Annotated in this window: 24 protein-coding genes; 11 read left to right on the forward strand and 13 right to left on the reverse strand. The window is 32.5% G+C overall.

Annotation, left to right across the window (positions count from 1 at the left end):
- Positions 1-110 precede the first annotated feature (110 nt).
- Positions 111-1070: a tryptophan--tRNA ligase gene (gene trpS / locus FJR48_RS09285; protein ID WP_152307856.1), complete on the forward strand. Its 960-nt coding sequence runs from the start codon at positions 111-113 to the stop codon at positions 1068-1070.
- Positions 1071-1082: 12 nt separating this feature from the next.
- Here trpS and FJR48_RS09290 read toward each other — a convergent pair whose 3' ends face one another.
- The 4 genes from FJR48_RS09290 to hemB all read right to left on the reverse strand — a co-directional run bounded on the left by FJR48_RS09290 (position 1083) and on the right by hemB (position 5326).
- The gene (locus FJR48_RS09290) at positions 1083-2282 is read right to left on the reverse strand and encodes a multiheme c-type cytochrome (RefSeq protein WP_152307857.1); all 1200 of its coding nucleotides are present in this window, start codon (positions 2280-2282) and stop codon (positions 1083-1085) included.
- A 91-nt stretch (positions 2283-2373) separates the two neighbouring features.
- Entirely contained in the window at positions 2374-3228 is an 855-nt protein-coding gene (locus FJR48_RS09295; protein WP_152307858.1) for a nitrate- and nitrite sensing domain-containing protein, read from the reverse strand.
- A 178-nt stretch (positions 3229-3406) separates the two neighbouring features.
- On the reverse strand, positions 3407-4327 hold the full coding sequence (gene argF / locus FJR48_RS09300) for an ornithine carbamoyltransferase (RefSeq protein ID WP_152307859.1): 921 nt from the start codon (positions 4325-4327) through the stop codon (positions 3407-3409).
- A 27-nt stretch (positions 4328-4354) separates the two neighbouring features.
- Positions 4355-5326, reverse strand: coding sequence for a porphobilinogen synthase (gene hemB / locus FJR48_RS09305; protein ID WP_152307860.1), 972 nt, complete (start codon positions 5324-5326; stop codon positions 4355-4357).
- Between the two features lie 80 nt (positions 5327-5406).
- Here hemB and ribA point away from each other — a divergent pair, with 80 nt between their 5' ends.
- Positions 5407-5970 (forward strand): GTP cyclohydrolase II, encoded by a 564-nt coding sequence (gene ribA / locus FJR48_RS09310; RefSeq protein WP_152307861.1) that lies wholly within the window; start codon positions 5407-5409, stop codon positions 5968-5970.
- On the opposite strand, the gene FJR48_RS09315 is transcribed toward ribA, so the two are convergent.
- The 6 genes from FJR48_RS09315 to FJR48_RS09340 form a co-directional block, all read right to left on the reverse strand.
- A complete protein-coding gene (locus FJR48_RS09315; RefSeq protein ID WP_241856051.1) occupies positions 5967-6599 on the reverse strand; it encodes a phosphatase PAP2 family protein in 633 nt (210 codons plus the stop codon). The two genes, ribA and FJR48_RS09315, sit on opposite strands and share 4 nt — an antisense overlap.
- A gap of 37 nt (positions 6600-6636) precedes the next feature.
- On the reverse strand, positions 6637-8259 hold the full coding sequence (locus FJR48_RS09320) for a phosphoethanolamine transferase (protein WP_152307863.1): 1623 nt from the start codon (positions 8257-8259) through the stop codon (positions 6637-6639).
- 94 nt (positions 8260-8353) lie between these two features.
- On the reverse strand, positions 8354-9628 hold the full coding sequence (locus FJR48_RS09325) for a sensor histidine kinase (protein ID WP_188108569.1): 1275 nt from the start codon (positions 9626-9628) through the stop codon (positions 8354-8356).
- Between the two features lie 100 nt (positions 9629-9728).
- Positions 9729-10403 carry a response regulator transcription factor gene (locus tag FJR48_RS09330; RefSeq protein WP_152307865.1) on the reverse strand — a complete coding sequence of 225 codons (675 nt, stop codon included), beginning with the start codon at positions 10401-10403 and terminating at the stop codon, positions 9729-9731.
- A 9-nt stretch (positions 10404-10412) separates the two neighbouring features.
- Positions 10413-10772 carry a diacylglycerol kinase gene (locus FJR48_RS09335; protein ID WP_152307866.1) on the reverse strand — a complete coding sequence of 120 codons (360 nt, stop codon included), beginning with the start codon at positions 10770-10772 and terminating at the stop codon, positions 10413-10415.
- Complete coding sequence (locus FJR48_RS09340) at positions 10750-12711, reverse strand: LTA synthase family protein (protein ID WP_152307867.1); 1962 nt, start codon at positions 12709-12711, stop codon at positions 10750-10752. Before FJR48_RS09340 ends, FJR48_RS09335 begins: the two co-directional genes overlap by 23 nt.
- Positions 12712-12853: 142 nt before the next feature.
- Here FJR48_RS09340 and rsmG point away from each other — a divergent pair, with 142 nt between their 5' ends.
- The 4 genes from rsmG to FJR48_RS09360 all read left to right on the forward strand — a co-directional run bounded on the left by rsmG (position 12854) and on the right by FJR48_RS09360 (position 16123).
- A complete protein-coding gene (gene rsmG / locus FJR48_RS09345) occupies positions 12854-13429 on the forward strand; it encodes a 16S rRNA (guanine(527)-N(7))-methyltransferase RsmG (RefSeq protein WP_152307868.1) in 576 nt (191 codons plus the stop codon).
- Positions 13430-13438: 9 nt separating this feature from the next.
- Positions 13439-13660: a PP0621 family protein gene (locus FJR48_RS09350; protein WP_241856052.1), complete on the forward strand. Its 222-nt coding sequence runs from the start codon at positions 13439-13441 to the stop codon at positions 13658-13660.
- A 3-nt stretch (positions 13661-13663) separates the two neighbouring features.
- Complete coding sequence (locus tag FJR48_RS09355) at positions 13664-14071, forward strand: hypothetical protein (protein WP_152307870.1); 408 nt, start codon at positions 13664-13666, stop codon at positions 14069-14071.
- Positions 14072-14158: 87 nt separating this feature from the next.
- Entirely contained in the window at positions 14159-16123 is a 1965-nt protein-coding gene (locus FJR48_RS09360; RefSeq protein ID WP_241856053.1) for an EAL domain-containing protein, read from the forward strand.
- On the opposite strand, the gene FJR48_RS09365 is transcribed toward FJR48_RS09360, so the two are convergent.
- Positions 16120-17121, reverse strand: a complete 1002-nt coding sequence (locus tag FJR48_RS09365) for an alanine racemase (protein WP_152307872.1) — start codon at positions 17119-17121, stop codon at positions 16120-16122. The two genes, FJR48_RS09360 and FJR48_RS09365, sit on opposite strands and share 4 nt — an antisense overlap.
- A 15-nt stretch (positions 17122-17136) precedes the next feature.
- On the opposite strand from FJR48_RS09365, the gene FJR48_RS09370 reads away from it, so the two are divergent.
- Positions 17137-18138 carry an agmatine deiminase family protein gene (locus tag FJR48_RS09370; protein ID WP_152307873.1) on the forward strand — a complete coding sequence of 334 codons (1002 nt, stop codon included), beginning with the start codon at positions 17137-17139 and terminating at the stop codon, positions 18136-18138.
- Here FJR48_RS09370 and FJR48_RS12480 read toward each other — a convergent pair.
- Positions 18128-18262 (reverse strand): hypothetical protein, encoded by a 135-nt coding sequence (locus FJR48_RS12480; RefSeq protein WP_277872374.1) that lies wholly within the window; start codon positions 18260-18262, stop codon positions 18128-18130. The two genes, FJR48_RS09370 and FJR48_RS12480, sit on opposite strands and share 11 nt — an antisense overlap.
- Before the next feature lie 101 nt (positions 18263-18363).
- Here FJR48_RS12480 and FJR48_RS09375 point away from each other — a divergent pair, with 101 nt between their 5' ends.
- The 4 genes from FJR48_RS09375 (at position 18364) to FJR48_RS09390 (ending at position 24307) form a co-directional block, all read left to right on the forward strand.
- Positions 18364-20388 (forward strand): TonB-dependent receptor, encoded by a 2025-nt coding sequence (locus FJR48_RS09375; protein WP_152307874.1) that lies wholly within the window; start codon positions 18364-18366, stop codon positions 20386-20388.
- Positions 20389-20498: 110 nt separating this feature from the next.
- Positions 20499-21566 carry a flavodoxin-dependent (E)-4-hydroxy-3-methylbut-2-enyl-diphosphate synthase gene (gene ispG / locus FJR48_RS09380; RefSeq protein WP_152307875.1) on the forward strand — a complete coding sequence of 356 codons (1068 nt, stop codon included), beginning with the start codon at positions 20499-20501 and terminating at the stop codon, positions 21564-21566.
- Positions 21566-23032 (forward strand): replicative DNA helicase, encoded by a 1467-nt coding sequence (locus FJR48_RS09385; RefSeq protein WP_152307876.1) that lies wholly within the window; start codon positions 21566-21568, stop codon positions 23030-23032. The genes ispG and FJR48_RS09385 overlap by 1 nt, the downstream gene beginning before the upstream one ends.
- Positions 23033-24307, forward strand: a complete 1275-nt coding sequence (locus tag FJR48_RS09390; protein WP_152307877.1) for a ComEC/Rec2 family competence protein — start codon at positions 23033-23035, stop codon at positions 24305-24307.
- On the opposite strand, the gene FJR48_RS09395 is transcribed toward FJR48_RS09390, so the two are convergent.
- Positions 24299-24916, reverse strand: coding sequence for a Crp/Fnr family transcriptional regulator (locus FJR48_RS09395; RefSeq protein WP_152307878.1), 618 nt, complete (start codon positions 24914-24916; stop codon positions 24299-24301). The two genes, FJR48_RS09390 and FJR48_RS09395, sit on opposite strands and share 9 nt — an antisense overlap.
- Between the last annotated feature and the right edge of the window lie 33 nt (positions 24917-24949).

Here is a 24949-nt window from a genome sequence, read left to right on the forward strand (position 1 = left end):
GAAGTACTCTAAGCACTTCCTTATTATGTTTATATAGTAACACTTTTAACATTTACTTTTGCTAAAATATGCCCTATGATATAATTGCAAAAAAATTTTAGGAAAATTATATGAGAGTATTAACCGGCATCCAGCCATCAGGTGATTTACACATCGGTAACTATTTCGGATCGATAAAACAAATGGTAGATGCACAAGCAGAAAATGAAACTTTTGCGTTTATAGCAAACTATCATGCACAAACAAGTGGCGGTAAAGATTTAAGCCGTTTTACAATGCAGGCAGCTACGGATTTTTTAGCACTTGGAATAGACCCTGAGAAATCTACGTTTTGGGTTCAATCTGATGTTAAAGAGGTACTTGAATTATACTGGATACTTTCATCTTTTACACCTATGGGTTTACTCGAACGTGCACATAGCTACAAAGATAAAACAGCTAAAGGTATAGCCGCAAACCACTCATTATTTTCTTATCCTGTTTTAATGGCTGCAGATATTTTACTATTTGGTTCTGAAGTTGTTCCTGTCGGAAAAGATCAGATTCAACATATAGAAATCGCACGCGATATTGCTACTAAATTTAATAATGAATATGGCGATATTTTAGTTTTACCTGAGTTTCGTGTTCAAGAAGAAGTCCAAACGGTTCCGGGAATTGACGGACAAAAAATGTCTAAAAGTTACGGCAATGTTGTAAATATTTTCGGTGAAGAGAAAAAACAACTTAAAACTATTAAAAAAATCGTAACTGAACAAGTAGCACTAGAAGAGCCTAAAGAGTATGAGACTTGTAATGTTTACAATATGGCTAAACTGTTTTTAGAAGGTGACAACCTTATAGCCCTGCAAGAGAGATATAAAAAAGGCGGCGAAGGTCACGGGCACTTTAAAATATATCTAGCCGAAGTTATGTGGGAATACTTTAGAGAGTTTAGAGAAAAACGCGAATACTACGAAAACAATCAAAATGAAGTAAGAGAAATCTTAAAAGCCGGAGCAGATAAAGCAAGAGCAGTCGCTACTCCTATGATTGAAAAAATCAGAGAAGTTACGGGAATAAAATATTAAAAGCTAAAATTTTCACTTTAGCTTTAATGTTTTTGCAGTAATTAACATCTTTTTAGACCATTGTTTCTCTTTGAGTTTTAAGAGTTTATGAACTTCATCATTTACAAGTTTATAATAAACCGATATTCTGACACTTGTAGCACCGCCTGCTTTTTTAACTTTTATAACTTTTTTACCGCGTGCAGGGATACTCATGTCTTTTGACATTGTTTTTGCAAGGTGTGCTATAGTAGCTTTTCCTCTTCTATCTTTATAGTAGGTAGTTAAGGATATCGCTTCATTTTTAATCGTTTCAGTACCATTTGTATAATCTAATTCAATAAGAATTTCACGAGAACCGTATCCACTCGGTATATTATGGGGTTGCGGGTTTTTGAGCATAATGACAACATCTTTACCTTTTTGCCATGCACTTAGTTTTAGTGAATTTTTTATCATCTCTTCGTCATGAGCACCTTTAAAGCCGTGCTTACGAATCATACGTTTTTTTGCTTTACCATCATCAATTTTTAATGTGGATGCAACTCCGAGTCTTTTTGGTCCCATATGGCAATCTACACATTGTTTGCCATCGGATTTAAACTCTTCTTCCATATTTGTAAACATTACTCCTTGTACACTGCTCATATTTGCATGGCAAACAAAACAAAGCTGGTTTGAATTTTTACCCATAAAATCACGATACTCTACACTATGGTAAGGAGATTTGGCATCATCATACGGTCCGCTCATTAAGCCTGATTTAGTCCATGTTACCCTATTTATACCTCGATATGTTTCATCTCTGTCTGAATGGATTTTTTCTATATTATGACATACTACACAGTTGATTCCTTCATGTAACGCATCATCTTTTAAAGCTTTATTTACTTTAGAGCCTTTATCCAGTCCTAATACGGCTTCTATCTCGTAGTTTATATCGGTAGAAGTAACAGATATTCTAGGGTTATGACAAGTTGCACATTCTACTTTAACACCGTTTAAACTTTTTCTGGTTTTTCTACTATAATATTTGATACTTTTTCTAAAATACTCATCTTTGTCAAAATGAGAATTTGAATGCCATGATTCTTCCCAATCTTTTACTAATTGCATATGGCAAGCTTTACAGTTTTTTGATTCGGCAAACCTCTCATCCAGTTTAACAACCTTGGCTGCATCTGCACCGTAAAGGATATTACTTACAAAAAAGACTATTAAAAAAAACTTCATATATACTTACCCTTATAATAAAATATTTTTATGTGTTAAGGATTATATCAAAGCAATTCTTAATATTGTCAAAAGTATGATAATTCGTTTTTTAGAACCATCCTTGAGAATCTGATTCAATAACTTTATTATTTACATCATAAATTTTTACTATAGATGTAATTATTTGAGTTCCCGAATCAAAATAATTATCCGGATCTACTTCTTGTTTAGATTCAATAAAATTTGTTTTACTATACGACATATACTCTTTTATCAAAGTCATTGTTTTTGCAACATCTGATTCTATAGACTCATTGCCAAATTCTTTATTGTACTTTGAAACTACGTGTGACATCTGAGATTCAAATTTTTCGGATAAGGGTTTCATTTGAAGCAATATTGCGACAAGTTTATCTTTTTCACCTTTTGAAATACTTCCTTTAGCGGCAATACCTGAACCAAGTCCTCTTAATTGACCTACATATTCCGTCAAAGGGAGCATAGTTTCCATCATTATAGAGGTTAGTTCCCTTCCGATTGGATTTAGTTTATCTACACCCCTTTTAGCAACAGATTGAGCCAACATCATTGTTTGGGCAATGAGTTCCGTATATTCATCAAAAACTTTTGAACTGTTTTTTTTAAAAGCCTTTGAATTTAAGCTTATAAGTTCTTGTGAAATAAAAGTAGCTCTTTTATTAATCACGGGGTCTGCAGAAAACTGCAGAGTTTCCATATCTCCGATAGCAGCTTTCATATCTTGCCTGTTTGAATAAACAAGAAGTTGTGCAACCGTATTTCCGTTTAAAAAACTATTTGTAAGACCTCTGGTTTTTTGAGTAGCAATTACTAGATTTTTTAATGCTCCGATATATTTGCTTCTGTCTTTTTGTTCATTGTTTGTAAATAGTGATTTTGCTTCAAGTGAGTATAGCAACGATATTAAAATTAAAAAAAACTTCATCTTTTTCTCCCTGCCGGTGCTTTATTCTATGCACAGCTGCTCGATTATATTACAAATCTAAAGTTTTCTTTATTGACCTACATCAAATCACTAATTTTTATATAAGAAAGTTCATAAAAAGAGGGTTTTATAACATATTTGTGACATTATTTGTTAAAAATTGATAAACAAGATAAAGCTATCTTTGTTTATCTAACCAGACCATAAGACCCTTTTGAGCATGAAGTCTGTTCTCAGCTTCATTAAAAACTATATCTGCATATTTTTCAAAAACATCTTCACTGACTTCAAGACCTCTGTAAGCAGGTAAACAATGTAAAAATTGTGCGTCTTTATGAGCTAAATTCATCATCGCTTCATCTACCATAAAGCCTTTAAAAATTTTAACACGCTCTTCTTTTTCATCCTCTTGCCCCATAGATGTCCAAGTGTCCGTTGTCACAACCGTTGCACCTTCGACTGCAACTTTTGGATCGTTAGTAGTTATTATTTTTGCTCCGCTTGTCTTTGCTATTTCCTGTGTCTCAGCCAAGATATCTGCATCTACTTCATAACCTTTTGGAGTAGCGATTCTAAGTTCAAACCCAAGTTTAGCTGCAAGCATCATCCAAGAGTGTGTCATATTGTTTCCGTCACCTACATATGCCGCTACTATATTTTCGTGTGCATTATACTCAACCAAAGTCATATAATCAGCAAGTAACTGAACAGGATGAAACGAGTCGGTCAATCCGTTTATTACCGGTACTTTAGAATAAGATGCAAACTCCTCTATCATAGAATGCTCGAATGTACGTATCATAACCATATCACACATACCTGAAATTACGCGTGCGGTGTCTTTTACGGGTTCTCCGCGACCTAAATGTATATCACGGTTTGATAAAAAAAGTGCATGACCGCCAAGTTGAAACATACCTGTCTCAAAACTTACCCTTGTACGTGTTGAACTTTTTTCAAATATCATACCGAGAGTTTTCATATTTAACTCTTTATTGTACACACCTTTTTTGAGATTATTTTTAATCTTTAGTCCGATATCTATAATCTCTAAGATTTCCTCTTTTGTAAAATCTCTAAGTGTTAAAAAATGTCTCACTGTTTTTCCTTCTAAGCTTACTCAAACTTATTTTTTTAATAATTCTGCAACTTCTTTTGCATGGTAAGTAATTATGATATCTGCACCTGCACGTTTAAAACTAAGCATAGTCTCCATCAGAACTCTATCATAGTCGATTAGTCCTTGAGAACCTGCCATTTTAAGCATAGCATATTCACCGCTTACATTATACACACACAACGGTTTTGAAGTATTGTCTTTTATCTCGCGAACTACGTCAAGATAAGCTAAAACAGGTTTAACCATTAAAATATCAGCTCCTTGCATCTCATCGCTCACGCTCTCTGCAACTGCTTCACGTCTATTTGCCGGATCCATCTGATAAGATGCACGATCACCGAAACTAGGAGTAGATTCCGCAACATCACGAAACGGTCCGTAATACCCAGAAGCAAATTTTGTAGAGTAACTCATAATCGGAAGATTTTCATATCCTGCCTCGTCCAATGCATCTCTTAGCGTTTGTATAATTCCGTCCATCATTCCCGAAGGTGCTATCATATCCGCACCGGCTTTTGCATGGATTATCGCTTGTTGAGCCGAAATTTCCAAAGTAGCGTCATTATTTACCGTTTGGTTTTCTTCATCGATTATTCCGCAATGACCGTGGTCGGTGTACTCGCAAAAACATAAATCTGTTACGACAAACATATCCGGATAAGCTTTTTTAACTTCTCTTACCGCACTTGCAATAATACCGTGCTCACATAAGCTATCACTTCCGATAGAGTCTTTTACATCAGGTATTCCAAAAAGTATAATAGAGTTTAGCCCTAGTTTTTGTATATGGGCACACTCTTTTAGCACCTCATCAATACTCATCTGATACACACCCGGCATAGATGCTACCTCTGTTTTTATCCCCTCTCCGCTTCTAACAAAAAGCGGATAAATCAAATCGTCCGTAGTTACGTTTGTTTCGCGTACAAGTTTTCTCAAAGTAGTATTTATTCTTGTTCTTCTAAATCTATCAAACATAAAATTTCCCTGTAATTAAATATTTTTTGCTATAATCGTCTTCAAAATTCTACCTTATTTAACTTGGATAACTATTAATAATGAACATAAATATATCAAACGAAGCCAACCTGCCATCAAGGTTTGGGAAGTTTAAGATAAAAGCTTTTAAAGAAGCCGACAAAGAACACTTAGCAATATATACCCAAAATTTAACCGATATCCCAGTTGTTAGAATACACTCAGAATGTTTAACCGGAGATGCAATAGGCTCACTAAAATGCGACTGTCGCGACCAACTGGAATATGCACTGGATTATATAAATAAAAACGGCGGCATGGTAATATACCTTCGCCAAGAGGGTCGAAATATCGGTCTTTTAAATAAAATAAACGCCTATGCACTACAAGATGAAGGTTTTAATACCATAGAAGCAAACCATCAACTCGGCTTCAGTGCGGATGAGCGTACATATGAAGTTGTTACACAGATACTTCATCATTTTAACATTCATAAAATAAAACTACTTACAAACAATCCGGATAAAATAAAATCAATTAGCGATGTAGAAGTAGTTGAACGTGTACCTATTATTATGGAAGCAAATACTCATAATAAAAACTATTTAGATACTAAAAAAGATGAGATGGGGCACTTACTCTAACTAAGTTTTTTTAGATCTAAAAAAACCGTTTTGCTTATTATCAAAATTATTATCCAAGCTAACAGCATCGTAACTATATTATGACTCAAAAAATGATCCCCTATTGACATTTTATAAATTCCCATACTCCATCCGAGAACAATGCCTAAAAGTAAGGCATACACCTTATTTTTATGTGTTTTAAATAAAAAGAACAATGACAATAAAGCAAAACCTCCACTTGCATGTCCTGCTGGCCAGCACCGTATTTTACACTCTTGTTTAAACGTCTCTGGATAACTCTCAAATACTTTAACATTTGGATATTTTCCATTAAAATATTCAATATTTTTTGGACAAGGGGTATTACTTATATTTTTTAATCCACCTATAACAGCAGGAATAAAAATACCTGATAATAAAACAATCAAAAGACCTTTTTTATATTCTTTTACAAACAATGTTTGACGAAAAAATATTAATAAAATCAAAATACTTATTGCAAAAAGAATCAATATTTTTTTAACTCCACTGTAAAAAATCAATTCTAAAACATAATCATTTCTATCCACAATCCATTGTTTCGTATCAAAATTGTAAAATTGATTTTGCACTAAAAAATCTAAATTTGTTACTTCAAATACTACCAATGTAATAAGCAAACATACAGTAGTTATTAATAAGTGTTTATTCAGGGATTTTAACATTATATAAGATATCTTTCTCAGGTACATATAAAGCAGTATCTACTTCAAAAAGACCTAAAAGTGAATGAAAAATATTATCATGCGTAAAATATTTATTTGTATATCCTTTTAATTTTGTCATATTTATATCTTCTTTCATACCCTCCCCAAACCATATGGCAGATGCTACATGAGTTTGAAAGTCAGGCGCCATAAAATAAGGCAATCCATGTAAATACAAGCCGCTTTCACCAAGGCTCTCGCCATGATCGCTTATGTAAAACATTGCAGCTTCATGTGTTTTATCATATGATTTCAAAAGCTTTATAACTTTAGATAAAAAATAATCCGTATATAATATTGCATTATCATAGGCATTACCGATAGTTTCCGCAGAACACTCTTCAAGCTGGTTCGTATTGCAAACAGGTTTAAATTTTTCAAACTCTTTCGTATATCTTTTATAATATGCAGGACCGTGATTTCCCATCATATGCAGTACTATTAAAATATCTCTACTCTTGTGAGAATCTATGTATTTATCAAGACCTACAAGCATACCTTCATCTCTGCACTCGGTATCGCATATTGTATTTTTATCAGGAGTTTTATAATCTTCATACGGAACCCGCAAAGCAACGCCTTTTGAGTCAGAGTTGTTGTCTCTCCAAAGTATATCTACTGAACCTGTATTTACTAAAACATCCAAAACATTTTGTGTAGATATACCCTTATCGTAGTCATAGTCCTCTTTTCCGAAAATAGAGAACATACATGGCACAGATACGGCGGTCGAAGTACCGCATGAATGCATATTTTGTAAACTGACTAAATCATTTTCTTTTGATAAAAGAGGATTAGTTTCTCTAGCATAACCATTTAGAGAAAATCTGTCTGCCCTTGCCGCTTCCCCTACTACAAGAATCACTAATTCTTTAGGTTCAATTTCTTCATTCTCTACAATTTTTGCATTTTCACCGATAGTTTTAACTACCACAGGTCCATTTTTAGACGTTTTATAAATATAATTTCCAATACTGTAAATCCAATATGTAGGATTTGTATAGTAACGGAGTGGTTTATGTTCACGAAAAAAAGAGGTGTAAAACTTACTGAAAGAAAGCAGTAAAACTATTATAACGGCTAAAGAGACCGCTATCACTTTCAGTCTTATAAAAAACTCTTTGCGAAAGGTGTAAAATTCTATCTGCTGTTTATATATATAAATAGACGGAATAACACCAAGAAAAATCACATATAAAACTAATTTAATGCTAAATAGGTCTAAAGATTCATTTAGATTTGTTTGTAAAGAATTTCTAATCATACCATCATCAATAACGACATTATACGTCTGCATAAAATAACTGGTAAAAGACGAGATAAGCAAAACAATAATAAACATTGGTTTTATCGTGTATTTAAAACTGAACAGTGAAAAAATTATTACTATAAAACTTACTAAAATAAAAAAAAGAGAGATTACAAAAAATATATTATGAATTGTAAGAGGGTAAACTTTTACAACATTCAAAAAAAACGACTGATTGCTAAATAGTCCAAAAAATATAGCCATTATAACAATCAGACGAAACTGAGGAATTGGTTTAAAGCTTATTTTCATTCAAAATATCCTTTAGAATTTATCTAGAGGAATATTAAGATGCACACATGAAACTAATATGAATATCAAATTAATTTTTATTCATATATATATACTATTTTTGTATTTTAATTATCACCTTCGTACCTTCATTAAGTACACTCTCGACAGCTATATCATAATTATGAAGATCCAAAATCATTTTCACTATAGCAAGTCCTAACCCTGTACCACCCTTTTGGCGTGAACGTGCTTTATCCGCTCTATAAAAACGATCAAATATGAATGGGAGATCTTTTTGTGCAATTCCGCTTCCGTTATCTTTTATTTCAAGTAAATATTGAATAGAGTTTTCATTTACAGAGACATATACTTCACCCGCTTCTTTACTATAGCTTATGGCATTTCTAAGAAGATTATCTATACATATTTTAAGAAGTGTTTCATTTGCAAAAATAGTTATTGGGATAATCTTTGTGATTTTTACACTGACGGATTTTTTCATCGCAAATTTCTCTATTAGGGAAACACTATCTGTTAGAATTTCATCCAAATATACTTCTTTGTAGTTTGCTTTCAACTCTTCTGTATCTTTTTTCGTTAACAAGAACAACTGTTCTATTATCTCTTGAACACGTACGGTCTCAGACAGTACATCTTCTAAAATATCTTTATATTCTTCAGATGTCCTTTCTTGCCTTAAGGCAACTTCAATTTCACCACGCATCACGGTTAGAGGAGTTTTTAGCTCATGCGAGGCATCACTACTGAATGAAGATATCCTATGAAAAGATTCTTCAAGGTTTTCTAAAAGCTGATTAAATGTTTTAACAAGTTCTTCTATCTCTGTTGGTATCTTTTGCGTATTTATTCTGTTTGCTAAATTATTGCTTGATATTGAGTGTACATCCTGAACAACTTTTTTTACAGGTTGAAGTGTGGTATTTATCAATATATTTACGATAAATAACAATAAAATTAAAATAATCGGATTTGCTATTAATAAACTCGTTAATATCTTGTCTAAATATGGAGAATCTATAATCTTAGTAGTAGATAACTGAAAAAAAATCTTCATTTTTTCAGTTTCAGACAATACTATCGAACTTACACGATAAAGACCTTTATCAAAATAGTTGATATTGTACAACTTATCATTTGGATTTAATGATATGTCAAATATCTCTACTTTATCCTCAGATGAAAGCGTTTCACGAATAATACCGTTGGTTGATTTATCATAATAAATAATTTTGACATATAAAGGCATTATTCCAAATTCTTCAATCAACTCTGACGATATATCTTTTGCATCAACAAAAACTTTATCTTTTAAGTCTGGTACTGCATCTATAGATATAATTTTTAGCATAGTATCTAAAGTATCCATTACACCTTTTTGAGCCGTATTATATATAAATATACTAAAACCTGAAAGTATTATTATATTAGAAACAAAAAAATAAAATAAAATCTTTAACTTTAAACTCTTAAACATCTTCATCACTCAACATATAACCTGTTCCTCTTACCGTATGAAGCAGTTTCGCTTCAAATCCCTTATCTATTTTATTTCTCAAACGATATATATATACGTTTATAATATTACTCATAGTTTCTTGAGCCATATCGCTTAAATTGTCTTTTATTATAGTTTCTGAGAGTAGTTTTTTAGCATTTCGAGCTAGTAGCTCAAGAAGTGCATATTCTTTAACCGTCAAAACTATCTTATTTTCTGCTCTTCTAACTTCCCTTTTATTTGTATCTATTGTCAAGTCTCCGACTTTTATAATTGCGGAACTTTGAGACTTGTTTCTTAGTTGTGCACGTATACGAGCTAAAAGTTCTTCAAAAGCAAAAGGCTTGGTTAAATAATCGTCTGCACCGCTATCGAGACCGTCAATCTTATCTTCAAGTTTACTTCTTGCCGTTAACATTATTATCGGCGTACTCACATCTTTAGTTCTTAAACTTTTGCAAACATCCATACCATCGGATCCCGGAAGCATTAAATCAAGTAAAATAATATCGTATGGATTGACCTGTGCAAGATATATAGCTTCATCACCGTGATGAGTGACATCAACGCTGTAAGATTCTTCTTGTAATCCTTTTTTAATAAAATTAGCAATTTTAATATCATCTTCAACTACTAATATACGCATATTTTCTCTTTATATTTTCATTATTAAAATCATGATCCATGTAACTACAAAAACCATTATACTTAAAAACACTACACTGCTTCCAACATCTTTTGCACGTTTTGCCATAATATGATGTTCCAAAGTCACCAAATCGACTACTCTTTCAATTGCACTATTTATAGCTTCTGCTATAAGCATTCCCATTAAAGAGATAAACATCAAAATCTTTTGGGTTGAAGGTACATCGACATAGAAAATCACAGGTATTAAAACGATGACTATAAGAAGTTCAATTTTAAATGACGTTTCCGTTTTTATCAAGTCCATTAAACCGCTAATGGCATAACCTGTATTTTTAAAAAAGCTATATTTTGGCTGGTTTCTCAATATTTTCTCTTTTGTTATTATATAATTTTTTATCATAAAGATAATCTAGTGTCAAAACAAATGCCAAAGCATCTTTTTCCAATTCCGTATCATGTTCAATCTGAGTTAGATGACTACTCTTATCTAAATATGAACTAGGCTCTTTGTATAAAAAAGTAACTGCTTCTTTATTTGGTCTGATAACTGCGACTTTATCACCTACTCTAAGTGCATATATCGAATGAAACTGCATAAGTGAAATATTATTTTTTTCTTCACTGAAAATAGATTTACCCATAATAGGATAAGTTAAATCAAGTCCAATAAGGTCTAATGCAGTTGCCAATATATCGGGCTGTGTTGAAATTTTATCATAAACTATAGGTTTCATATCTGCACCAAGTATTAAAGCAGGTATATGAAACATATCTACAGGAACCATATCCTCCCCATATACCCTGACATTATGATCTGCCACAATCACTATCACGGTATCTTTATAATACTTCTCTTTTTTTGCAAGTTCAATAAACTTTCCAATCGCGTAATCAGCATATTTTACTGCATTTTTTACACTTTTAATATTGTTCTTATCTACCAAATCTATTTTTTCATAAGGACAATCAAAAGGTGAATGATTTGACGTAGAAAACATAACTGTAGCAAATTTTTTATTTTGTGCATACATCTTTTTAAACTCTTTATTTGCTTTTGTAACCAAATCTTCATCACATACACCCCAAGGTGATGTAAATGTTGGGTGTTCAAACATTGGCTGATCTACTATTTCATCAAATCCGTTTCCTATATACCAGCTACGCATATTATCAAACCTGCTCTCTCCGCCATATATAAAAGATGTGTAATAACCAAACGGTTTTAGTGCAGATGCTAAAGTGAAAAAATTACTTTGTGATTTATTTCTTTTTAACACGCCTTTTCCAGGGACAGAAAAATTACCTGCAGTTAATCCTGCTAAACCTCTGATGCTGCGAGTACCGTTGGAGTATAAATTTTTAAATAATATCCCCTCTTTACTTAATTTGTTCAAGTTAGGTGTAATCCCCTCCTCCCCGCCTACAGCATTTACAAACTGATAACCCATACTCTCCTGAACAAAAATAACCAGATTTTTAGATTTTAAAGATTTAAAATGGCTTTTTTCTTCTCTTAAAATAGAAATATTATCATCATTTTTGATATTCAATCTTTTTTTAACTCGTGAAAACGCTTCACTAATATACATATCCCCATATAGTTTTTTAACTTGTTTACTACCGTGTGTATTACTAACATAAATCGCATAGACTATGTTGTATATGGAATTTTTTGTTATCTCGTTCACCATCCTGTTTGACGTGTACATAGCATCTGATGTGTTTGCCGGTCTATGTCCAAACGATGAACGTGCACCGATAAAAAGTACTAAAAACAAGATAAAAAAGACAACAATTCTTTTTGTATAACTTTTTTCATATATACCCTCTGAATCGTTTTTGTCGTATTTAAAAAACAGATATGCAAATATAGCTATCATGACTAATGCTATAAAAAGCTCAATCTTGTAATCTGCAAATATCATTGCAAATACTTCTTTAGGGTAAATAAGATACTCCACGAATAAATAATTCGGTCTTACATCATACTGAGCTACAAACGGGAATGTGGCATTTTCTATATATATTAAAATTGATATTACTATTAAAAAATAATACTTTAAAAACTTATCTGCAAAAGACTTTATTTTTTTAGGTGTAAAAGACAAAACTATTAAGGGGATAAGAAGCAATACCGAAGCACTCATAGTATCCATTCTCAAACCGTAGATAAAAGTCATCCAATAATCAACACCGCTGTTTTTAAAATTATCAAAATATTCTATAAACAACAGCAGTCTGCCTATAAAAAATATAAAAATCATATAGAAATAATATTTCATCAATATTTTAAATGTATTCATTAAGTTCCTAATTCATAAATAATTTTTATAAAACAATAATAAATAGAGATGAAAATAGTATGAATATAAAATGAAAATTTATTCATATTTAAATTCCTTTGTTGACAATTAATGTATAATTGCGTTTATTAAAAGGTTAAATTTGAATTTAAAAGAACGTTTAGAAGCAGAAAAGGTAAAAGTTGATGATAATTTTTACGACTTAGTACAAAAATACAAATCTCATCTGTTAAAATGGAACAAAACCCACAATCTTACGGGTGCAAAAGATGAACAAACTTTAGATGACTTTATCTTCGATGCCGTGTATCCCGTTAAATTTTTACCAAAGTGCGACGCACTTTTAGATATAGGCACGGGTGCGGGTTTTCCGGGAATGATTTTGGCAATGGCACTCAAAGACACAAAAGTGACTTTGGCAGAACCTTTGACAAAACGTGCGAGCTTTTTACAGTTTATAAAAGCAGATCTTGGACTTGAAAACGTAAAAGTTGTAAAAAAAAGAGTTGAAGATATGGATGCTCAAATCTTTGATGTAGTTACTTCACGTGCGGTAACCGATACCCAGATGCTTCTAAAACTAAGTGAAAATTTTAGGGACGAACACAGCGTAATACTTTTTTACAAAGGTGAGAACGTATATAATGAGATTCCAAAAAATATGAAACACGAAGTTATTCAAACAGACAATAGACATTATTTGTTACTTAAGGCGTAAAATATGATTATGAAACTACTACTTGTAATTGGTGTAATTGCAGCAGTATATTTCTTTTTTATAAAGAAAAAACCATCTGAGGTTAAAGACAAAAACAACACTAAAAAAGACAATACTCCTTCAAATGAGATGGTAGAATGTGCAAGTTGTGGTATTTACTGTGATATAAATGATACAATTCTTAGCAACAACAAATATTACTGCTCAAAAGAGTGTGTAAACAAAGGATAGTTTATGATTATCATAGGGCATAGGTTTATACCTAGTTTTTTACAAGAACACGGTAGTTTTTACCATATTCCGAATATAGAAGCTATTAAAAACACCCCGCCTAATTCTTATATCTTTTTAGAATACAGCGAAGAGAACTTAGATATTATAGAACATATGCGAAACAATTCAATCTCTTTTTGCCTAAAAGTAGAAGATATAACACAAATTATATATGCAACTAACCTTGGAGCTTCGTTTATATTGGTAGATAGAGATTTGGCAAAAACGGCTCAAGACTTAGCTAATAACTATCTTTTTGACGCAAAAATACTTGTAAATATAGACAAAGACGAAGATATAGAAGAGTTTGCACTTTTGGGAATCGACGGAATACTATACACAGATGCCATTATAAAAATAAACTCTTAATCATATTAAAAATACTAATAAATTAAATTTGATTTTAGTTACATTTAGTTAGTATAGTATATAAGTTTGGAGGAAAAAATGGGGAGAATGTTTAATAACCAAGTTCTTAAAGCAATCCCTATTATTTTCCTTATTGTTATGCTATTTAGAATAGGCTTTGCTTATCATGACGCAAAAAAACGTCAATATGAATTTGCACAAAAAGAAGCAGAAGTTTTAAACTCGTATGCAATGACGCACAGAACTTACTATCAAAAATTATTTGTAAATAAAACCCTAACGCTAAGTGACAAAACATTAAGAGCCTTGCCTGCTTTTTCTTCATCACCTATTTCTAAAGAATTTTCTAAAAACAACTCATTAAACATAAAAATCAAAACCGTTTCAGACAGAGCAAGAAATAAATTTAATCAAGCAGATGCAGATGAACTGCAAGCTATAGATTATTTTAAAAGAAACAAAGAAAAAGACAACTTTTTCAGTGATAAAAATAAAGATTTTTATCTATTTGCTTACGCATTAAGGATTGAGCCCGTATGTTTAAAATGCCACGGGTCAAAAGAAGATGCTCCAAAATTTATTCAAGAAAAATATAATAATGCCTATGATTATAAACTTGGTGAAGTTCGAGGTATTCAAAGTATAAAAATTCCGACAAAGAATTTAGAAAAATATTTTTTATCTCATTTTTTTCAATATGTTTTACACGATTTTATATTACTTATAGCCTTATATCTTGGTATTCGTTATCTTCTTAAAAAATCTAAAAATATAAATATTTACCTTGAGGACGAAGTAAATAAAAAAACTTTAGAGCTAAAAAATATGCTAACGATAGATAGGTTAACCAAACTACCAAACAGACTTAAACTTATGGAAGATATAGACAAGTTTCGAACCAAGCAAAACAACCATCTGGCTTTAATAAATATAGACAGTTTTAAAGAAATAAATGATTTTTACGGTCATAACACAGGGGATAAACTACTTGTAGAAATAGCTAAAAAAATCAAAAATCTTTGTAATAATAAAAACAGTCATGTTTATAAGCTTCCAAGTGACGAATATGCGTTATTTACGACAAAAAATATTAGCACGGAAGAGTTTTACAGTATTATAAAAAACATAGTTTATTATTTACAAGAGACTAAACTCAATATTGATGAAAACCATATACTCATAACATTGAGTTGCGGTATCGCATCTAATGAAGAAGAATTACTAAACAAAGCAGATATTGCATTGCAAAGTTCCAAAAAAGACAAAGTCAATATAATCGTATATAACAATAAATTTGACACAAAATCAAAAATTATCAAAAATATCCAATCAATGTCTATTTTAAAAGAAGCTATCAAAAAACAAAGAATAATCCCTTATTTTCAACCTATATACAACATACATAACGATAAAATTGAAAAATATGAATGTTTGGCAAGAATAGAATTAGAAAATAAAGAAGTGCTTCCCCCTTTTGAATTTATAGACATAGCTATAAAGTCAAAACTCTATCCTGAAATAACAAAAGCAATCATATTGAAATCATTTGAATTTTTTGAAGATAAAGAGTTTGAATTTTCCATAAACTTATCTATACACGATATTCAAAACGATAAAACCGTATCTTTTATTAAAAAACAACTCAGTGAATATAAATATGCAAACAGGGTTGTATTTGAAATTTTAGAAAGTGATAAGATAGGCAATTATGAGCAGCTAAAAGAGTTTATTACAAGTATGAAAAAATTCGGGTGTAAATTTGCTATAGATGATTTTGGAAGCGGTTATTCCAATTTTGCCAATATTTTAGAATTAAAAGTAGATTACCTGAAAATTGACGGTTCTCTTATAAAATATATCACTACGGACAACAACTCAAGGGTTATTACAAAAACTATTATCAACTTTGCTTCAAGTCTTGGTTTACAAACTATAGCAGAGTTTGTTGAGGACAAAGATTCACTTGAACTACTTAAAAAAATGGGCATTGATTTTATACAGGGTTATTATGTAGGAAAACCATCAAGTGAATTGAATACGGATTATGATTAAATTATCTCTTTTTTAATATAAGATTTCAAAGAGGTTAAAACTTCGTACGATATCGTTTTAGCAGACTTTGCTATGATAGCTGCATCGTCAAATACTAACAGTTTTTCTTTATCCGATAAAAAACTTGAGTTATCCATAGAGATTCGACCGACTAACCTTTCACCCTCCGGCGTTGTATAATTGTTTGAACAAATCCTGTGAAATCCGTCTGCATAACCAAAATCATAATTTGATACGATTACATCTTCTTTAGATTCAAATATCCCGCCGTAACCTACTCTTTGTTCTTGTTTTAATTCTCTTTTTGAGTTTCTCTCAGCCCATAAACTAAGAACAGGTTTTAAACCCAGACCGGATAATATGTCGCTATCTGCACAACCGTATATAGCGACCCCAACCCTAACCATATCTTCATCTATCTTAGAGTGTCTCAGTGTAGATGCCGAGTTTGCAGAGTGAAAACGTATATTTTCATATCCAAGATTTTTTACTATATCTTTTGCTTTTTGAAAATTTTCGTTTTGCCAAAACCATTCACTTGTAAGTTCATCTGCACTTCTGTGGTGAGTAAATAGTGCTTCTAAAATCAGTTCATTCTTTTTTATAGACTCTAAAGCTTGGGGCAGTTGTTCTATAGATACACCGTTTCTATGCATCCCAGAATCGACTTTTAATTCTACTTTTGTATTTTTTGGAAACTTTTTTATATCGTTTATATCATTGATTGTGTATCTAACTTTTTGGCTTGCTTCTTGCGGAATGTCTGCCAGTACCAATATATATTCAAAATATTCTTCTATCATTTTTGCTTCGGGTATGCATCTGACCACGGCTTTTGTTATACCGTACTCTTTTGCCATAGATGCAATCTCTAAAATTCCGTGTCCGTAAGCATTATCTTTTAAAACTACCGCTATTTTATCTTTTGTTTTAGTTTTGTTTGCGATAATGTCAAGATTATTAAAAAAATGATTTTTATTTAAAGTTATGTAAGCCATAAAGGAATTATACATATGAAAAGGTTAATAGCCGAGTTTGAAGAGCAATCTTTTACTCAAATAATTTTTCCACACGAAAATACCGACTGGGATTGTTGTTTAGAAGAAGCCAGAGATAATTTTGTAAATATAATTAATACGATTATAAAGTACCAAAAATGCCTTGTAGTTTGTAAAAATATAGATGAGGCAAAGAAATATTTTGAGTCAAATAAAAATTTGTATTTTGTAGAATATGAGACAAATGATTGTTGGGCTAGAGACACATCAGTACTTTGCGTTGAAACAGATGCTGATATAGAACTTCTTGATTTTACTTTTACCGGATGGGGCGGTAAGTTTGAAGCGGACAAAGACAATCAAATGAGTAAAAACATCTCTCAATACTATTCTAAAGATATGAAGACAATAGACTTTATACTTGAAGGCGGAGGGGTTGAGAGTAACGGTGTAGATACCATACTTACTACAAGTGAGTGTATGCTAAATAAAAATAGAAACTCATCTTTATATGCTATCGAGACAACACAAAAATTAAACACCGAGTTTGGCGCTACAAAGATTCACTATCTAAATCACGGTTATCTGGCGGGTGACGATACGGACTCGCATATAGACACTTTGGCTAGATTTGTAGATGAAAAAACTATTATGTACGTCCAACCGCCAAAAGATGAAAAAGATGAGCATTTTGAAGAGTTAAGCAAGATGCAAGATGAGTTAAAAATAATTGCATCTGAGAATGACTACTCTCTTATAACTCTTCCCTTTTGTGATGCCGTATATTTTGAAGATGAGAGGCTACCTGCTACGTATGCAAACTTTTTGTTTGTCAACGGTGCTGTTTTAGTTCCTACTTACGGTGTAAAACAAGACTCGGATGCACTTAAAATATTTGAAGATTTTTTCATAGACAGGGATGTTATAGGGGTTGAGTGTTCAACTCTTATAAAACAACACGGTTCACTCCACTGCGTGACTATGAACTTTGCAAAAGGTGTGGATATTATTTTGTAATATTTTGCTCCACTTTTGCATCTTCGGCATCTAAAATTGCCATACCGCTCATTATAAGGTATGTTGCCAAACCAAAACCTATAGCTATAAGTGTAATTCTTTTTATTTTTTCAATTTTACTCATGGCAAAATTCTACCAAAATATTTTTAAAATCTTGACTTAAATTAACACTTTTTTAACATTTTTTTTATAAACTGAGCTCATAATAATTTTAAGGAAAATTTATGAAAAAAATCATCCCTTTATCACTAATAGCTCTTAGTTTACTAGGTGCTGAGGAGACAGAATTACAAAGTATCAATGTTGAATCGACATATATTACCGAAGTTGCAAAAAAAGCTCAAACTTCAGCAGATTTGGCAGATGCTTTAAGTTCAAAAGTACCTTCAGTTGATATGAGTCGTCGTTCGGGTATTGCAAACGATATTTTAATTCGCGGACAAAAAAGAGACAATATTTCTATTGAAGTTGACGGAACAAAAGTATGTGGAGCTTGTCCAAATAGAATGGATCCGCCTGTATCACATATTTTAGCTTCTCAAATAGAAGATATAGAGGTTATTGAAGGTCCATATGATGTTGAAACATTTGGAACTATGAGCGGTGGACTAAAAATCAAAACAAAAAAACCAGTTGCCAAAACAAAAGCTGAACTAAATTTTGGTTTTGGTGCATGGGGTTATAATAAAATCGGTGCGACCGTAAGTGGCGGAAACGACAAAGTTCGTGTACTTGTAAGTGGTTCACATGAGAATTCAGAACAATATAAAGACGGTAACGGTAACACTTTAGCCGAGCAAGTAAAAAATTATGCAACAATAAACCCTACACTGGCAGGAAGCAAATATCAAACAGTATATGAAAATATGGATGCATATACTAAAAAAAGTTTAATGACGAAAATATTTATCAATCCATTACAAAATCATGAAATAAGACTTGGATATACGGCGAACAGAAGTGATAATGTTTTATATCCTAATTCTAAAATGGATGCTATTTTTGATGACTCGGATATTTATAATGTTGAATATGAGATAAACAATATCTCCGATTTATATAAAGATGTAAGACTACAATATTACTCTTCAAAAGTAACTCACCCAATGTCTACAGAGTATAGAGTATCTGGAGCAAGTGCAGAAATGGTTAGTAGTCTTGTTTCAAAGATGGAAGGTTTGAAACTTATAAATACTTTTGATTTAGATAAAACAAATATAGATATAGGTTTGGACGGTAGCAAAAGAACTTGGGACGGACAATATTACAAAAATGACGTTATGATAGTCGATAGTGCTACAAAATCTAGTACAAGTATTGATAACGCTGTTACGGAAAATATGGCTATATTTACAAAAGTTGAAAAAAAACTAGGAGATTTTGATCTTAAATTAGGAGCTAGATACGATTCAACTGATATAGAAAACGATGACCTAACTCAAAGAGCAAATGATTATACCGGTTTTAATGCACATATATTTGCAACATATAATATTAATCCTGAAAATAAGGTATTTTTAGGTATCGGTCAAGCTAAACGTGTACCAGATGCAAGAGAGCTATATTTTAAACAGAATGCACCTTTACCTGCACCTGCGGGAAGAATTAAAGTTACCGGTACAGATACTTTAGAACAAACAACAAACAAACAAATTGACTTAGGTTATCAAATCCAATCTGAAAATTTTGAATTTAAACTCAAAGCTTTCTACTCGATGCTTAATGATTATATTTACTATAATAAAGACTTAGCTAATAATAACTTCGTAAATATTGATGCTACTATATACGGTATGGAAGTAACTTCTACTTATTACGCTTCAGATGCATTAAGCGTTGATGCTAGTCTTGCTTACAAAGTGGGAGAAAAAGATAAAGCGCTTATTGGACAGACAGATACAGATTTAGCCGATATCGCTCCGCTTCGCGGAACTTTAGCGCTTAACTATGAGTATGCAGCAGATAGTGTAGTAAAACTTGAAGTGCAAGCTAGCGATAGATGGGATAATTATGATTCCGACAACGGTGAACAAGAATTAGCAGGTTGGGCTACTGCAAATTTCAAAATAAAACATGCAGTTAATAAGAAATTTGATTTTTCATTTGGTGTAAATAATATTACAGATGCTACGTATGCAGCAAGTAATACTTATGTGGACTTAATTTTATTAACAAGCGGTTCAACGAACGTTATGCTTCTTAATGAACCGGGTCGTTATGTTTATACAAATATGGACTTTAAATTCTAAAATTTTTTCATAAAACTTTCTTCCTGTGCCAACCTTTACGGTTGGCTTCTTTAACAAAATATTCACAATACAAAAGCCTCTTATTATCTAAAAAAAGATAAAATCTTTTTATGATAAACAGAGTACCAACTAAAAAAATATATGTCGGAGATGTAGCCGTAGGCGGAGATGCACCTATAAGCGTACAGTCTATGACATATTCACGTACACGCGATGTCAAACATACGGTTGAGCAGATAAACCGCTTGCATTTTGCAGGTTGTGACATAGTCCGTTGTGCAGTCCCCGACATGGAAGATGCACTGGCACTTAAAGAGATAAAAGAACAAATATCTCTTCCTCTTGTTGCAGATATACACTTTAACCACAAACTAGCTCTTGTAGCTGCCGAGGTTGTTGACTGCATCCGTATAAATCCGGGAAATATCGGAAGCAAAGAAAAAGTTGCAGAAGTCGTAAAAGCCTGTAAAGAACGTAATCTTCCTATTCGCATCGGAGTAAATTCGGGAAGTCTGGAGAAACAGTTCGATGCTAAGTACGGTCAAACCGCCGAGGGTATGGTCGCATCTGCCGAATACAATATCAAATACCTTGAAGACTTGGGATTTGAAGATATAAAGGTCTCTTTAAAAGCGAGTGATGTTGAACGTACGGTAGCTGCATACAGAATGTTACGTCCAAAAAACAACTACCCTTTTCATTTGGGTGTTACAGAAGCCGGAACTCTGTTTCATGCTACGGTTAAAAGCTCCATCGGTCTTGGTACACTTTTACTTGATGGCATCGGCGATACTATGCGTGTAAGTATTACGGGTGAACTCGAAGAAGAGATAAACGTAGCACGTGCGATTTTAAAAGACAGCGGTGCCGCAAAAGACGGACTAAATATCATCTCTTGTCCTACTTGCGGTCGTATCGAAGCAGACCTTGTATCTGCGGTAAGTGAGATTGAAAAACGTACCAAACATATAACAGCACCTTTAAATGTATCGGTAATGGGATGTGTTGTAAATGCCATAGGCGAAGCTGCTCATGCGGATGTCGCCATAGCATACGGAAAAGGTAAAGGTCTGGTTATGGTTAAAGGTGAAGTTGTTGCAAACTTGGATGAAAAAGACTTGGTAGATAAATTTGTACATGAAGTTGAAGAGATGGCAAAAAAGGAAAAAGATAACTAATGCAAGAAAACCTATATAACCTAGCATTTGAGAGAAGTATTTTAAGTTCTATAGTATTTGAACCTGCTCAGTTTGACGAGTTAAGTACGGCTTTAAACGTAGATGACTTTTATCTTCCTGCTCATCAAGATATATTTAACGCTATGATGAAGCTTTTGCAAAAAGACCAACCTATAGATGAAGAGTTTATAAAAAAAGAGCTCGTGAGCATAAAAAAATTTGATGAACAAGTTATGCTTGAAATTCTTTCAGCCAATCCTATATCAAATACAAAAGCTTATGTTGAGGAGATAAAAGACAAATCTTTAAAACGTCATCTTTTAACCCTGACAACCGAAATTAAACGCGTAACCGTCGAAGAAGAACTTCCAAGTGCAGAAGTTATAGATATAGTCGAGAAAAAACTCTACGACATAACCCAAGACAATCAAACATCAGACTTTAAAGACTCTCCACAGATGACCTTTGATACTATGGAGTATATCAAAGAGATGAAAGCACGTGGAAATTCTGTGCTGGTTGGCGTAGATACGGGCTTTAATGAACTTAACAAGATGACTACCGGTTTTGGTAAAGGGGATCTTGTTATTATCGCAGCACGTCCTGCGATGGGAAAAACATCTTTTGTTTTAAATACTGTTAACTCTATAATCTCTCAAGGAAAAGGTGTGGCTTTTTTCTCGCTTGAAATGCCTGCTGAACAGTTGATGCTAAGACTTCTTTCTATTCAAACCTCTATACCTCTTCAAAAACTTCGTGTCGGAGATATGAGTGACGATCAGTGGACGAGTCTGGGCGGAGCGATAGATAAGATGAACTCTGCCAAGCTTTTTGTTGATGACCAAGGTAGTATAAACATTAATCAGCTTCGCTCAAAACTGCGTAAACTAAAAAATCAACATCCGGAGATTGAGATAGCTGTAATTGACTACTTACAGATTATGCAGGGTATCGGAAATCAGGATAGACACCTTCAGGTATCTGAAATATCCCGTGGACTTAAAATGCTTGCACGTGAGTTAAATATACCTATAGTTGCGCTATCACAGCTTAACCGTGGACTTGAAGCCCGTAACGATAAACGTCCGATGCTAAGCGATATTCGTGAGTCCGGTTCTATAGAGCAGGATGCAGATATTATCCTTTTTGTTTACCGTGATGACGTTTATCTTTACAAAGAGGAAAAAGAGCGTGAAAAAGCTGCTAAAGCAGAAGGTAAAGAGTTTATACCTACCTATATTGAAAAAGAGGAAGAAGACGCAGAAATCATCATAGGTAAACAGCGTAACGGTCCAACGGGTCACGTTAAACTCGTGTTTCAGAAAAAACTTACCCGCTTTGTCGAACCTCATCCAAGAGTTATCGAGACATCGTATGAGAGTATTGATACAAAATCAGCCAATATGGAAGTTGGAAATACGCCTGAACCTTCATCTAACGATACGGTATCGATGCCGACACTTTAGATGCAACTTCAAAGGCTGGAACTCTTTAGCACAAAAAAAGAGTTTCTAAGCTTTTTGGGCATCTGTTTATTTATACTTTTTTATGCACTACTTATAGAATATAACAACTACAAAAACCTCACCCGTTTTAACACTGCACTTGTAGATGCCGTAGTTTCAAAACAATATACAAAAACAAAACTTACAAAGAACGGGAAGAGAAAAACATATCAAGTTTTAAAACTAAAAGCAGATAAAGGCTTTTCTTTTTACACCTCTGCAAAAAAAGATTTTCAAAATGTAAAAGATAAAAAGTTAAACCTTGAGATATACACATCAAAAATAAGTTTTTATGAGTATTTAACATCATTTTATGCCTACAGCAGAATTAAAAATGTAGATGAAAAAATCTCTATAAAAGAAAGACTAAACGACTTTATATCCAAAGAACATACAGATTCAAATATAGCATCTATCTATAAAGCTTTATATACTGCTACACCTTTAAACTCAGACTTACAAACAAGTTTTTCAAACCTTGGAATATCCCATCTTTTGGCTATATCAGGTTTTCACCTTGGAGTGTTGGCTAGTGTTTTATTTTTTATGTTTAAGTTGCCATATAAATTTTTGCAACAAAGATATTTTCCATACAGAAGCTATAAAGTAGATTCATTTATTTTTATATCTATAACTCTTTTAGCGTATCTATTGTTTTTAGACTCTCCGCCTTCACTTTTACGGGCATTCACTATGCTTATTTTAGGCTTTGTTTTATATGACAGGGGATACAAAATAATATCTATGCAGACACTGCTTTTAACAGTGATGATACTATTATCATTCTCTCCGAGATTATTTTTTAGTATCGGATTTTGGCTTAGTGTATCGGGAGTGTTTTATATATTTTTATTTTTGATTCATTTCAAGCATCTAAGCAAGTTTTGGCAGTTTGTTTTAGTACCTTTTTGGGTTTACTTTATGATGATTCCATTTTCCGTAGTTATATTTGGCAACTTTAGCATCTACCATCCACTCTCAATACTATGGACGACTTTATTTACACTTTTTTATCCTCTTAGCATCTTAGGGCATCTGATAGGACAAGGGGATATATTTGACTCAATTCTCAGTAGTTTTTTAAGTCTATCTAGTGCAGGTTACATCGTAAATATCGGTCTTATCTACTTAGTTTTGCATATATTTCTATCGATTGTTGGCACTGTTAAAAAACCGATACTTATATTTTTACTCATAGAATCTTTGCTTATTTTTTTGTACTCTCTTTTAAAGTAGCGTTATATAACCGCGGGAGAGTTTTATGTTGCCTGATTTTTCAAGCTTTTTTAGGTTTCTGCTGATTGCTTCTCTTGAAACACCCAAAATATTCGCTATTTTTTCGTGCGTGATTTTTATTGTATTTTTTCCTTGGACATAAAGCCAGTTTAACAACCTTTGATCTAACTGGTCAAACTTTATAGATTTTATTAAATCCATAACTATTCCAAGTCTCTCTCCACATAATTCTATTTTAAAATCTCTGTAATTTTGGGAGTTATTTATTAACCATAAAATATTATCTTTTGGAATCAACCAACCCTCGATGGACTCATCTACAACAGCTGATGCTAAAGTCGGAGTTTGGGTAACCGTACTAAAAGTATTAACCAGACATTGTTCCCCTGCAGATATATAATAAAGCGTGATTTCACCTTTACCTATATTTTCCGGAGTAATATATACTTTTACTTTGCCATGTTTTAAAAACAATATGTCTTGGTTAACATCCCCTTCATAGTAAAGCTGAGAACCTATCGGAAGAGAGATATACTTAGAACTTTGCTCGATTCTTTCTCTATCTTCTGCTTTGATATCATTAAAAAATTCATACTCAAATAAATCCATCTTGTTTTACTCCTACATAGGTTAAACCAAAAT

Source organism: Sulfurimonas lithotrophica, assembly GCF_009258225.1.
GTDB lineage: Bacteria > Campylobacterota > Campylobacteria > Campylobacterales > Sulfurimonadaceae > Sulfurimonas > Sulfurimonas lithotrophica.